This is a genomic window from Hoeflea prorocentri (assembly GCF_027944115.1).
GTDB lineage: Bacteria > Pseudomonadota > Alphaproteobacteria > Rhizobiales > Rhizobiaceae > Hoeflea_A > Hoeflea_A prorocentri.
This window is the reverse complement of sequence record NZ_JAPJZI010000001.1, coordinates 793,251-806,592: the sequence shown is the minus strand read 5'-3', so window position 1 is coordinate 806,592 and position 13,342 is coordinate 793,251. Positions and strand designations below refer to the sequence as shown.

General features: G+C 59.3%; 11 protein-coding genes. All 11 read right to left on the bottom strand.

The window, feature by feature from the left end:
• Positions 1–5: 5 nt before the first annotated feature.
• On the bottom strand, positions 6–1,712 hold the full coding sequence (locus OQ273_RS03695; RefSeq protein WP_267989128.1) for an ABC transporter permease: 1,707 nt from the start codon (positions 1,710–1,712) through the stop codon (positions 6–8).
• 3 nt (positions 1,713–1,715) lie between these two features.
• Positions 1,716–2,696: an ABC transporter substrate-binding protein gene (locus tag OQ273_RS03690; RefSeq protein WP_267989127.1), complete on the bottom strand. Its 981-nt coding sequence runs from the start codon at positions 2,694–2,696 to the stop codon at positions 1,716–1,718.
• A 100-nt stretch (positions 2,697–2,796) separates the two neighbouring features.
• Entirely contained in the window at positions 2,797–4,368 is a 1,572-nt protein-coding gene (locus OQ273_RS03685; RefSeq protein WP_267989126.1) for a hydantoinase B/oxoprolinase family protein, read from the bottom strand.
• 3 nt (positions 4,369–4,371) lie between these two features.
• A complete protein-coding gene (locus tag OQ273_RS03680) occupies positions 4,372–5,472 on the bottom strand; it encodes a M24 family metallopeptidase (protein ID WP_271292087.1) in 1,101 nt (366 codons plus the stop codon).
• Positions 5,473–5,547: 75 nt separating this feature from the next.
• Positions 5,548–7,206, bottom strand: a complete 1,659-nt coding sequence (locus OQ273_RS03675; RefSeq protein WP_267989124.1) for a hydantoinase B/oxoprolinase family protein — start codon at positions 7,204–7,206, stop codon at positions 5,548–5,550.
• Positions 7,207–7,216: 10 nt separating this feature from the next.
• A complete protein-coding gene (locus OQ273_RS03670) occupies positions 7,217–9,289 on the bottom strand; it encodes a hydantoinase/oxoprolinase family protein (RefSeq protein ID WP_267989123.1) in 2,073 nt (690 codons plus the stop codon).
• Positions 9,289–9,789: a GAF domain-containing protein gene (locus OQ273_RS03665; protein ID WP_267989122.1), complete on the bottom strand. Its 501-nt coding sequence runs from the start codon at positions 9,787–9,789 to the stop codon at positions 9,289–9,291. The genes OQ273_RS03670 and OQ273_RS03665 overlap by 1 nt, the downstream gene beginning before the upstream one ends.
• The gene (locus OQ273_RS03660; RefSeq protein WP_267989121.1) at positions 9,779–10,609 is read right to left on the bottom strand and encodes an ABC transporter ATP-binding protein; all 831 of its coding nucleotides are present in this window, start codon (positions 10,607–10,609) and stop codon (positions 9,779–9,781) included. Before OQ273_RS03660 ends, OQ273_RS03665 begins: the two co-directional genes overlap by 11 nt.
• Positions 10,606–11,484 carry an ABC transporter ATP-binding protein gene (locus OQ273_RS03655; protein WP_267989120.1) on the bottom strand — a complete coding sequence of 293 codons (879 nt, stop codon included), beginning with the start codon at positions 11,482–11,484 and terminating at the stop codon, positions 10,606–10,608. Before OQ273_RS03655 ends, OQ273_RS03660 begins: the two co-directional genes overlap by 4 nt.
• Positions 11,481–12,314, bottom strand: coding sequence for an ABC transporter permease (locus OQ273_RS03650; RefSeq protein ID WP_267989119.1), 834 nt, complete (start codon positions 12,312–12,314; stop codon positions 11,481–11,483). Before OQ273_RS03650 ends, OQ273_RS03655 begins: the two co-directional genes overlap by 4 nt.
• Positions 12,311–13,342: an ABC transporter permease gene (locus OQ273_RS03645; RefSeq protein ID WP_267989118.1), complete on the bottom strand. Its 1,032-nt coding sequence runs from the start codon at positions 13,340–13,342 to the stop codon at positions 12,311–12,313. Before OQ273_RS03645 ends, OQ273_RS03650 begins: the two co-directional genes overlap by 4 nt.

Genomic DNA, 13,342 nt, shown 5'->3' with positions numbered 1-13,342 from the left:
CCCGGTCATTCATCGCGCCAGGGAATGACACCGGCCGGCATCCGGCCCGAGAAAAGGTTAAGCGCCAGCATCAAAAGGACGGTTGCAAGGACGGTTATGCTCGACATGGCGGCCGCGAGCGTCGTGTAGCCGCCATCCTCATAGTTGAAAATGGTCGTTCCGATGGTCTCATTGCCCGTCGACCAGAGGAGCGCCGATACGGTGACCTCATTGTAGGCCGTCAGAAATACCAGAATGGCGCCGGAGGCAGCGGACGGCATCACCAAAGGCAGAAAGATACGCTTGATCCTCAGGAAGAAACGGGCTCCGGCAACACGCGCCGCATCATCAAGCGACCGGTCGAGCTGCCCGTAGGCCGCGCCGACTGGCTTTAGCGCAATCGAGAAGAAGGCGCAAAGATAGGCAAGAAAAATGATCCCCCAGGTCCCGTAAAGGGAGACATTCACAAGCGGCAGAGGTTTGATAAAGGCCAGGATAAAACCGACCGATATCACCAGGCCCGGGATGGCATAGGCGATGTCTCCCATGCCCGCAATGCCGCCCGCCATAATACGGCGTGCGCCCCTCTGGTTCAGGTAATATCCCACAAAGGCCGCAAAAAAGCCGAGCATGATCGCCGCCGAACCTGCAATCAGCGTGGAATTGGCAAAGGCCCTGAGCGTCACCGACTGGCGGACCAGAACTTCCAGATAATTTGCCAGAGTGAACGTCTCGGCGGCAAGAGGCAGCCCGTATGTGCGAACCAGGGAGGTTGCAAGCAGCGAGGCAATCGGCAGGACAAGGGTTGCGGCGATGATCAGAAGAATCAGAGCCTCGGCAACGGGTCGCCAGCGGCCCAGCACGATGCGCAGGGGCTGCTGCGACTGGCTGATAAGGCCGATTTTCGCCCGGTTCTGCCAGGCGATCTGGGCCATAACCACCACAATCGCAACAAAGGCGATGATAACGGCGAGAACCGCAACATCGGTGAGAACATCCGGTCCGAAACTCGCAAGCCTGCGCCAGATCAGCACCGGCAGGGTGGTATAACGCGCAGGAATTCCCAGCAGCGCCGTAATGCCGAAATTCCCGAGCGCCGAAACAAATGCCAGTGCAAATCCGGCGATCAGAGACGGCACGAGGAGCGGTACCAGAATGCGTCGGATGACCAGCTGCGGCCTCGCCCCGCTTACCCGCGCGGAATCGAAAAGGTCCTTGGGCAATCCGCGCAGGCCGGCCCTGACGAGAAGAAACACCAGCGGGGCATGCTGGATGCCCAGAAGGAAGACGACACCCCCGCGCGAATAGAGCGGGTGGGTGCTGCCCAGCGGCGGCGCGATGGACAGCCACTGCAATATGGGACTGGAAGGACCAAGCGCCTGTATCCACGCGATCGCCGTCACATGCGGCGGTATCATCATCGGCAAAAGAACTAGAAAGACCAGGACCGCCTTCGCCCGTACATCGGTAAGACCGATAATCACCGCCATAACGGTACCGAGACCAAGTGCAAAGAGCGCGGAGAGAAAACTGCTTTCCAATGAATGCCAAAGCGCCCGCAGGACGGATCGACTCTCCATCGCACCCAAGAGAGGAGCGATCGACCAGCCCTGCCCGTCGGAAAGACCCGTCTCAAGCAGCAGGAGCAAGGGCAACCCGAAAAGAAACAGGGAAATCAGCAAAAGAACGGCGAGGGTTGCCCCCTCGCCGCTCACAGTCAGGACTTTGCGCAAATATCAGCCGCCAAAAATTTCCGTAAACTTCATCTTGTTTTCCTTGTCGTCCGCAAGCGCCGCGGCAGGATCGAAAGGCATGAGCTTGATCTGATCGCGCGGCGGAAATCCCTTGGGAGGATCGATCGCGGGGTGTGCGGCAAGATAACCCTGGCCGGCGGCGAGCTTCTGACCGTCTTCCGAAATCAGGAAATCGACAAAAGCCTTGGCAGCATCGGGGTTCTTCGCCGTCGATAGGATGGCGACGGGCTCGGTCACGGCGGAAACGCCTTCGGCCGGAAAGACAAACTCGACCGGCGCGCCCTCAAGCTTGTTTCGGATCGGCAGGAAATCGACGACGAAGCCATAGAGCTTCTCACCGCCGGCAATGGCCTTGTAGGTTCCGCCATTGCCCCCCTTGGGGTTGGCGCCCTGTTCAGCGAGACCTTCATAATAATCCCAGCCCAGCTCCGGATTGCCTGTCAGCGCTGCCATGTGGATCGTTGCCGCACCCGAGGTCAGCGGCGACGGCATGGCCAGTTTGTCCTTTGCATCCGGTTTCAGAAGATCGCTGTAAGATGTCGGTTTCATCGGGGCATTGGTGTTGTACATAATGCCGGAGGTGATCAGCTTGGTTGAGAAATAGGTTTTATCCTTGTCCATGATCGCCGGATCGTAGGCGGTGATATCGGCGCCCTCATAGGCCATCAACCGACCTTCGGCTTTCAGGCCCTCCATCGTCACCATGTCAGCAATCAGCAACACGTCGGGCTGCGGCGCGCCGGCCTCGAACTCCGCACGCAGCTTGGCCATCACCTTGGTTGTCCCGTCCCGGATCCACTCGACCTCGACATCGGGATATTTTGCCTTGAAGGCATCGACGGTTGCCTGCGCATCCTTGTTCGGCTGCGATGTGTAGAGCACCAGCTTGCCGGAGACATCGGCAGCCAGGGCCTGGCCAGCCAGCGCCATAGCGGCAATGGATGTAAGGATCAGTCTTTTCATGGGTAAGCACCTGTGTGGATTAAACTTGAATTGACACTCAGGTTTATCCGCACAGTGTGACGCGCATATTTCAATTCCCTGAAGCGCTGTGGATCGGTTTTCAGCGCTCACCCCAACCTCCGCCATTGGCGGTGTCGATCTCAATCCTGTCGCCCGATTTCAGCTCAACGCCGCTGGCAAACGCCCGCGGCTCGCGCGTTCTGTCACCACGCATTATGGCAAAGCCGTTGGTTCCACCCGTTTGGCCGCCCGCCAGCCCCCAGACTGGAATTCTGTTTCTGCTGTAGCCGGCCGAAAGCAGCGCCTCGCCGCGCAGGCTGTAACAGACAGAGAGCCCTTTTCCGCCAATGAAGCGGCCCTGCCCTTCATCGCCGTCGCTGAGCCTCTTGTAGTCGACACCCAGACCGTAGCGCGCCTCGGCGACTTCGACCGGACAATTGTAAGTCTCACCATGACTGCATGAATACATCGCGTCGAGCCCGTCGCGGCTGGAGGTCGCGCCCCAACCGCCCATTTGCGGCTCGACCATTGTGTATCTGCGACCGGTATCGGGATGTTCGCCGGCCAAAACCGTGCCGCAGATGGAAGCAAAGTGCCCCGCCGGCAAGCGCTCCGGCATGGCACGCGCCAGACATTGCCACAGCATGTCGTAAAGACGAATGCGGGTTTCAAAATAATAGCCGTGTGGCGTGTTTCCGGTTGCATGGAAGACAGTGCCCGGCTCCGTTATGACTTGCAGAGGCCGGAAGGAACCGGCATTGGCAAAGAGCGACGGATCGGTCAGCGCCTTGAAGATCATCTGCGCCGAGATCACAGCCCCGTCCCGGCTGGTGTTATAGGGCGCATCACGCATCGACGGATTGCCGCGCAAATCAACGGTGAACCGGTCGCTTGCGATGGTGATCGCGGCGCGCCACAGCGCACCGTCATCCTGCTCCTCTTGGATCTCGTAGGTCCCCTGCGGCAGGTCTCGAAGCCCGGCAAGACCTCTCTTTTCCCCCCCTTCGAACAGCGAAACGAGCGCGGCGTCAAAGGCCTCGATGCCATGCGCTTGCGTCAGTTGGGCAATGCGCCGCTCGGCGATGCGGCAAGCGGCGACCTGCGCCCACAAATCGCCATTCGCAAAATCCGGCAACCGAGAATTGGCAGCAATGATATCGAAGACCGACCCGACTTTTTCGCCGGCCTCGAAAAGCCGGACCGCTGGCAACCTCAAACCTTCCTGGAATATCTCCGTTGCCTCGGTCGACATTGACCCGGCCACCCGTCCGCCAATATCGTTCCAATGGGCAATCGTGGCGCACCAGGCGATGAGTCTGCCCTCGGCAAAGACCGGCAGCGCCAGCACAACGTCGTTAAGGTGCGTCACGCCGCCATAGTAGGGATCGTTGGTGATGAACAGATCACCCGGCCGTATCGCCTCCATGCCGTGCAGTTCCAGAATGCGCCGCACGGCCTTGTCCAGCACGCCGACAAAGGTCGGAATTCCTGCTCCGGAACTGACAAGATTGCCTTCGCCATCCGTTATGCCCGTGCCGACATCCAAAACCTCGTAAATGATCGGGCTCATCGCCGTCTTGCGCAGCACGGCGAACATCTCATCGGCCGCTGCAACGAGGCTCGCCTGGATAACGGCCGTGGTGAACGGGTCTTCCCCCGGTGCCGGAGCCATCGCCTATACGCTCACTTTGTGCGCATCGCGCGGCAATTCTGAGAGGATTTCGGGGCCATCGGCACGAAGGATCACGATGTCCTCCAGCCGGATGCCGAACCGACCCGGTAGATAGATGCCTGGCTCGATGGAAAACACCATGCCCTCTTCAAGGACAGTATCCGATGTCGATGTGATGTAAGGCGGCTCATGCACTTCAATGCCCATGCCGTGACCAGTGCGGTGTACGAAATATTCCCCGTAGCCTGCATCGGCAATGACCTTGCGCGCCGCCGCATCGACATCCCGGGCTTTGACACCGGGTTTCGCCGCACCCATGGCCGCTTTGACCGCACTGTCGACGATCGCGTGCACTTTGTCATAGTCGTCCGGCGCATCGCCCACGACAACGGAACGGGTGATGTCGGACGGATAGTTGCCGGCCTGCGCCCCGATATCGATGACAATCACATCGCCGGCCTGAATGACCGTTTCTCCGGTGTGGTGATGCGGAAACGCACCATTCCCGCCTGTCCCGACAATGCGGAATAAGGGGCGCGCGCCATTGGCGATAAAGCTCTGCGAAATAACATCCGCGAGTTCAATTTCACTCATGCCGGGACGCGCGGCAGCAAAGGCCGCTTTCATGGCTTCGTCGGCCAAAAGCGCGTTCTTTTTCAGTTCGCGATATTCATCGTCACCCTTGCGCATTCTGAGCGCGCCCAAAGTTGCGCCGGTGAAACTGTGGACGGCTCCGGGTAAGGCATCCAGCACAAGCAAGGCAAAATCGGCACGCATGGCCTCATCGACAACAACGTTGCGCGCACCCTCTGCCCCAATCTCGCTGAGCGCGGCTTTCAAGGCCGCGTCGGGGCCGTCCGCATCGTCCCAGGTATGAAAGCCGATATCGGTCTCCTGCCGGGTCCCCTCGGCATTCATCGCCGGCATCAAAAAGGTCTCAGCCGTTCGGCTAACGAACAACAGGCACGGACGCTCATCCGGATGCGGGTAAAATCCGAGCAGCCATTTCATGTGCGCGCCCGGGCCAATGGCAATCAGATCGACACTCTCCTCCGCCATGCGGCTGCGCAACGCATTGATCTTGTCTGCAATCGTATTGGTCATCATATCCTCTTTAAAATTCAGGTCCGCCATCACCACAGCCGCATATGAATGTGGTGCGGCTGCCTCCCGGTCATGTCAGCTTTTCACGCCATAAATCTCTTCGGCCCGCTCAGGGCTGATGAGTTCGTTTTTCACATCGCGGCGCACCGCATCGGGATCGCGTTCCTTCGGATCGCCCAGCCCGGCGCCGTTTCCGGTCACCACGCGAATGACATCGTCCTTTTTGGTGGCAAGACCGGAAACAAATGCATAGCGCTCGGTTTCTCCCTCCTTGGGCCGGAATTCCACATAGTTGGGAGACCCTTCCCGCCCGCCATCGATGGACCAGGCAGGGAACTTCGAGCGCGTATAACCGGCTGTCAGAAAGCCGTTGTCGGCCCGCACGCGGTAGTCCATGACAATGCCACGCCCACCTGTGAAGCGACCCTCTCCGCCGGGTTCCATGTTGAGCTCCAGACGGTCGACATAAAGCCCGTTGCGCGCCTCGTTAATCTCCGCCGGACAATTGTAGGTCTCGCCATGAAAACCGCAGAAAACAGCGCTGTTTCCATCGCCATCACGGCTCGCGCCCCAGCCGCCGAGCTGCGGTTCGATGATCGTATACTGCCGCCCGGTATCGGGATGGATACCGCCGATAAATGTACCGCAGACGGAGGCAAAATGGCCTGCGGCCAGACGTTCCGGCATATGCGGCGCAAGGCAGCGCCACATCAGATCGTAAACCCGAAGCTCGATTTCGTAATAGAAACCGATCGGCGCCGGCTCCTTTGCGTGAAAGACCGAGCCTTCGCGGGTCAGTAGATTGATCGGGCGGAACGAGCCGCCATTGGCCGGTGAATAGGGATCGGTCAGCGATTTGAAGATCATCTGCGCACAGACCATGACTCCGTCGCGGCTGGTGTTGACCGGATTGTCAGACTGGTCCGGATTATCCGTCAGGTCAACGGTGAACTCGTTCGCTCCGATGGTGATCTTCACATTGAAAATCCGCCCGTCATCCTGCTCTTCGGAGAGTTCAAACGTGCCTTGCGGCAGATCGGCAAGCGCCTTGCGCGAGACCTCCTCGCCAAAGTCCATGAAAGACGACATCGCCCGTTCAAAGGTCTCGGTTCCGTATTTTTCCGCCAGCTCTACAAGCCGCTTGTCCCCGACTCTCACCGAAGCAATAGCCGCCCAGACATCGCCCTCCAGAACGTCGGGCATGCGGGAATTGACCTTGATGATGTCCATCACCGGTCGGATCGGCTCGCCCTTTGAGATGATCTTGACCGCCGGCAGCCGGAGACCTTCCTGGAAAATTTCCGTCGCCTCGCCCGAAAGCGACCCCGGCGCCATGCCGCCGACATCGGAGTTGTGCGCGATATTGGCGGTCCAGGCGATGATGCGCCCGTCGGCAAAGACCGGCATTGCGACGACGATATCGTTCAGATGGGTAACGCCGCCATAATAGGGATCGTTCGTCGTAAAGACGTCCCCGGGCTGAATATCGCCCGGCTTGTCGAATTTCTCGATGATCACCTGCACCGCCTTGTCGAGCACACCGATAAAGGCTGGAATGCCCGCGCCCGATGACGCCAGTTGTCCCTTGGCGTCCATAATGCCGGTACCCATATCGAGCACCTCATAGATGATCGAACTCATCGCCGTCTTGCGCATGGCGGCGAACATCTCATCGGCGGTCGCCTGGAGCGAGTTCTGGATGATTTCCAGCGTGATCGGATCGTTGCTGCTCATAACCGCCTCCCTATGCGCCGAGTTCGATATGAATATTGCCATAGGCATCGATCCGGGCGCTGCTGCCGGGGTGGATGACCACCGTGGTCCCGGGGTCCTCAACAATAGCCGGTCCGTCGAATGCCATGCCGGGCTTGAGAGCCAGCCCGTCAAAGATCATGCTCTCATGCTCACCGTCGAGCGCGTAGTCCACGCTCCGCCTGCCCTTGATCGCAGGGCTCGCATCCGCATCGCCCATTGGCTGCTCTTTCATCGTCAGCTTGCCGACTTCGGCCGAGGCAACCAGATGGATGCCGACCATCTCGACCGGAGCGTCCAGACGGTAGGTGTATTCGCGCTCATAGGTCTCGTGGAAAAGCGCCTCGATCTCGGCAAGGCGCTCACCGGTAATCTCGCCTTCCGGCACAAGCACCTCGGTCGTGTGCTCCTGATTCTGATAGCGGAACTTGCCGAAACGCAGGAATGATACACGCGCACCGTCAATGCCCTCCTGCGCGAACTGCGCCCGCGCCTGCTCCTCCGTCTCGGCAAAGAGCGCTTCGATCTCCCTTGCTCCGCCTTCGGAAAGATCGACCAGACGCGTGACAAAATAGTCCCGCCTGAGATCAGACATCATCATGCCCCAGGCCGAGAACACCGACGCACCTGCCGGGACGACCACTTTCTTCACGCCAAGTTCGGCGGCCAGCGCCACGGCATGCATGGCGCCGCCACCGCCAAAGGCCACAAGTGTGAAATCGCGCGGGTCGAAACCCCGGTTCAGCGACACCAGCTTGAGCGCGTTGACCATGTTGTTGTTGGCGATCCGCACAATGCCACGCGCCGCCTCTTTTGCGTTCACACCAAGCTTGCCGGCGACCGTTTCAATCGCGGAATTGGCAGCATTCATGTCCGCATCGATCTCGCCGCCGCAGAAATAGTCCTTGTTGATGCGCCCGAGATAAAGATTGGCGTCCGTGGTGGTCGCGTCGGTGCCGCCCTTGCCATAGGCGGCAGGCCCCGGCAGAGCGCCGGCCGATTGGGGGCCCACATGCAGCTTCTTGAAATCGTCGACCCAGGCGATGGAGCCGCCGCCATTGCCGATCTCCACGAGGTCAACCACGGGCACCATGATCGGGTATCCCGCCGAGGTGCGGTCCTTCTCGATCCAGTAATCCGTCATGATGCGGACCTGGCCATTCTCGATCAGCGAGCATTTGGCCGTCGTGCCGCCAATATCGAGCGCAAGGATGTTGGGCTCATCGATGAGCTTGCCGAGTTCCGCTGCGCCCCAGAAGCCGGATGCCGGTCCCGATTCAACCATTGTGATGGGGATGCGTGACACCGACTCCAGGGAATCCACACCGCAATTGGACTGCATGATATAGGGACTGCCCTTGAAATCGCGGCTCGCCAGCCCTTCGCTCAGCCTTGAAAGATAACGCTCCGCAATGGGCTGGACATAGGCAGACAGGACCGCTGTATTCGTGCGCTCATATTCGCGCCATTCGCGGGTAATCTGGTGCGATGAAACAACCGAGACGTCCGGCCAGAGCCTGCCCACTTCAGCGAGAACGGCCTGTTCGTGCTTGGGGTTGGCATAAGAATGAAGGAAACAGATGGCGACCGCCTCGACACCCTCTTCCCGGAACCCGTCGAGGATTGCAGGCAGGCCCGACATCTCAAGCGGTTGCAGCTCCTCGCCCCGGTAGCTCATGCGTCCCGGAAGCTCCCGACGCAGATAACGGGGCACAAAGGGTGGCGGTTTTTTATAATGCAGATTGAAGAAGTCGGGACGGTTACCGCGGGCAATCTCAAGAATGTCGCGAAAACCTGTTGTGGTGATGAGCCCGACCTTGACGCCCTTGCGCTCCGTCAAAGCGTTGATGACAACGGTGGTGCCATGCGCCAGAAAGTCGACCGTTCCGGGATCGACACCGCCCTTTTCAAGAACGTTCAGGACGCCCTTCTCAAAATCCGGCGGCGTCGTATCCGACTTTGCAGTACGGATGCTGGAGGCGCCGTTCTCATCGGTTTCAAAACAGACCAGATCGGTGAACGTACCCCCGACATCGGTTGCGACACGAATTGTGGAGTTCGCCATCACTGGCCTCCCTTGCTCAATTTTTCCATGAGAAAACAAACGCTTCCCGGCAGTTTTAGAATCTCTGCCGCAGCGACCTTGTCCGGCGTATAAAAGCCTGCCTCATGCAGGCAATTGATCGTTCCGAGGACTTCCCCACCGACCACGATCGGCACGTTGAGAACCGACTCGCATCCAAGCGATTGGATCAGTTCATGATCGTCGAAAACCGCCGCAATGCTTTCAATATCGTTTGCGACGAATGAGTTACGCCCATCCAGGACATGCGAAGTCCAGTGATCGCTGCCCACCGGCTTGGTTCCGGAACTGGGATAGGCATCGGGCATATTGGTGTAGCTGCGCCGCGCAAGGCGGGATTCGCGGTCGAACGTCATCAGCGTGAACAGCTTCACGCCGATGCGCGCCTGCGTCAGCTCCTCAAGTGCCTTTTGGACCTCCGAAACATCTGTCGCGTTGCCAGCCGCCTCCGTAAACTCGATAATCATGTCTTCAGCCGACACCGTTTTCCTCCATGACTTTCCGGCGAAGATCCAATTCTTCGTCGGTGATAACCGGGATCGCCCCGATCAGGCTTCGTGTATAGGCGTTTTGGGGCCGCTCGAAGATTTCTTCGGTCTCGGCCTGCTCTACCAGTTTGCCGCGCTCGAACACGGCGACCCGGTCAGCAATATTGCGCACCACGCCAAGGTCGTGCGTGATGAAAACGTAGGTCAGGGTTCGCTGACGCCGCAGTTCATCAAGTAGCTTGAGGACGCGCGCCTGAACCAGCACATCAAGCGCCGAAGTCGGCTCGTCCAGAACCAGGATTTCCGGCCCGCATGCCAGCGCACGTGCAATGGCCACACGCTGGCGCTGGCCGCCGGAAAGCGCCGAGGGATATCGCTGCGCGAATTCGGAAGGCAGCCCCACCTCTTCAAGAAGGGCACCAACCCGCCCCGCCCGGCCCGGCCGGTCACCGATATCGTGAACGTCGAGCGCCAGCCGCAGCGAGGCACCGACGGTGCGGCGCGGATTGAGCGATGACAGCGGGTTTTGCTGGACAAGCTGAATGGCGCGCCGCAGCGGCAAGGTACGCCGTGTCGGCAGGGGTGCGCCGTCCAACAGCAGCTCCCCGGCACTTGGCGGATAGATGCCAAGCAGCATGTTGGCGAATGTGGTCTTGCCCGAACCGCTCTCACCGACGATCGCCAGGCACTCACCACGCATCACAGTCAAAGACACCGAATCAAGTGCCTTTACCTCATGCGTTGAGGTCATGAAGACCTTGGAGACACCCTTCGCCTCCAGCACGGTGTCGTGAGTGGACGTGGTCAAGCTCATCGCGAAACCCCCGCCTCATGATCGATCATCGCATCATGAAACCCGTCCATAGCTTCGTCGATTTCCGGAATACCGCCACCTGTGATGCGCGGAACGGCGGCCATCAGTGCCTTTGTGTAGGGGTGACGGGGATTATGAAACAGCTCGTAGGTCTCACCATGTTCGACGAGCCGGCCCTTGTAGATCACATAGACCCGGTCCGCGAACTCGCGCACCACACCCAGATTGTGCGAGATGAAAAGCACCGACGTTCCGCGCCGCTCGACAAGATCGCGCATCAGATGAAGGGTCTGGGCCTGCACGGTGACATCCAGCGCCGTCCCCGGCTCATCGGCAATCAGAAGCGACGGCTCATTGGCAAGCGCCATGGCGATCATCACCCGCTGGTTCATGCCGCCGGAAAGCTGGAACGGATAGGATGCAAGCACCCGTTCGGGCTCCGGTATGGAAACATCTGTCAGCAGCGACACGGCCCGCAAACGCGCGTCGGCTTCCGCGATGCCCGTTGATCCGCGCCTCAGCACCTCGATGAACTGAACGTCGATCGGATAAACCGGATTAAGAGAAGAGGTCGGATCCTGAAAGATCATCGACATGCTGGTACCGCGCAAACCCTGGCGCACCTTCAGTGGCTGTTTCTCCAGGTCCTGCCCGTCAAAAAAGACAGACCCAGAAACCTTGGCCGAGCGCAGTTCCTGCAGCAGGCCCAGTATGATCCGCGCGGTCACGGACTTGCCTGAGCCGGATTCGCCGACCAGGGCAACCTTTTCACCCGCGCCCACCTTGAGTGAAATGCCATGCAGCACTTCGGTCAGACCCGAATATCCCTTGAACGCAAGCCGAAGATCACGAATGTCGAGCAGTGCATCACTCATTGATCGCTCCCCAGAACTTGCCGCAACGCATCGCCCAAGAGATTGAAGCCGAAAACGGCAATGAGAATGGCGAGCGATGGAAACACTGTCAGCCACCAGGAATCCGGCAGATAATTACCGCCCTCGGCGACCATGGATCCGAGATCAGGCGTCGGGGCTTGCACGCCAAGACCAAGAAACGACAGCGAGGATGCGATAAGAATGACGAAACCGAGATCCAGCGTCATTTTGGTGACGATGGACGGCACGCAATTGGGCAGGATTTCCCGGAACATGATGTGCAAGCGGGACGCGCCGATGATCTCCGCGGCAAGCACGTAGCCTTCCTGTGCCTCGGAGCGGGTGACGTTGTAGACAAGCCGCGCATACCAGGGCCACCACATGGTTGTGACCGCTAGCATGCCGTTTGTCAGTGTCGGCTCCAGAAGCCCCATCACTGACATGGCGAGCACCAGGGGCGGGATCGACAGGAAAACATCCGTCAGCCGCATAAGGACAAACTCCGCCCAGCCGCCGAGATAGCCGGCGGCAAGCCCGACCGTGACACCGATCGGCACAGCAATCGCCAGAACCACCACGCCCAGCATCAGTGAAATGCGGTAGGCATAAAGAATGCGCGAGAAAACATCGCGGCCTACGAGATCGGTGCCGAAAATATTCGGCCAGTGCGGCGGCTGGTTGAAGTTTGAAAAATCCACCACGGCGCCGCGATGGGAGGGGAACGGCGCGATAAAATCGGCAAAGACGGCGGCAAAGACAACCGTGGTGACAAGAAACAGGCCGATCGCGGAGAGCGGATTGGATAAGAGAATATAGAGCGTACGCCTCATGAGCCGCTCCTTTCCGCCAGCCGGATGCGCGGATTGATATAGGCGATCAGCAGATCCACAATGATATTGACGATCAGGAAGGTCGCGGAGATGACCAGCACGGTTCCGACAATGGCATTGAGATCCTTGCGCAGGATCACCTGAACGCCATAGCGCGACAGGCCCGGCCAGCCATAGACCGCCTCCACCAGAAAGGCGTTGCCCAACATGGCGGCAAAATCGAGACCAATGATTGTCAAAGACGGGATCAGCGAGGGCCGGAAGGCGTAACGGTTGGCAATCCGCCGCGCTGGAAACCCATAGGACCGTGCCATTTCGATATAAGGCTTGTCATAGGTCTCGACCATATTGGAGCGCGTCAGCCTGGCGGCCTGACCGATCCCGGAAAGTGCAAGCGCAAAGGCCGGCAGGATGATGTGATGGAGCGCGCTGAAGAAGGCTGCAAAGTGACCAGTGATCAGGCTGTCCACCAGGAGAAAGCCGGTGATCCTCGGCGGTACGGTAAGCGTGTCGGAAATCTGCCCGGCGATGGGAAAGAGCGGCAGGAAGAATGCAAAGAGCAGCATTAGAATAACGGCCCACACAAAGCTGGGGGCCGAAACGCCGAGCAACGATATGACACGGATAATATTGTCGGCCGTCTTGCCGCGATAACGCGCCGAGGCAATGCCGAGCGGAATACCGAGGCCGATCATGAAAATGCCGGCGACGATCACGAGTTCGAGCGTCGCCGGCAGGAACTGAGCAATATCGGTCATGACCGGGCGGTTCGTGTAAAGCGAAACACCGAGGTCGCCGCGTGCAAAATCACGAACGAAATAGCCGTATTGAACGTAGATCGGCTCGTTCAGATGCAATTTGTCGCGAAGCTGCTCCACCTGTTCGGTCGTCGCGTTCGGCCCGAGCGCAATACGGGCCGGATCGCCCGGAATCACGCGGGCGATGGTGAAGATCAGCATCGATACACCGATCAGAACGATGACCGAGATCGACAGCCGCTTCAAAAGGAGGCGAACCAGGGGTGACAT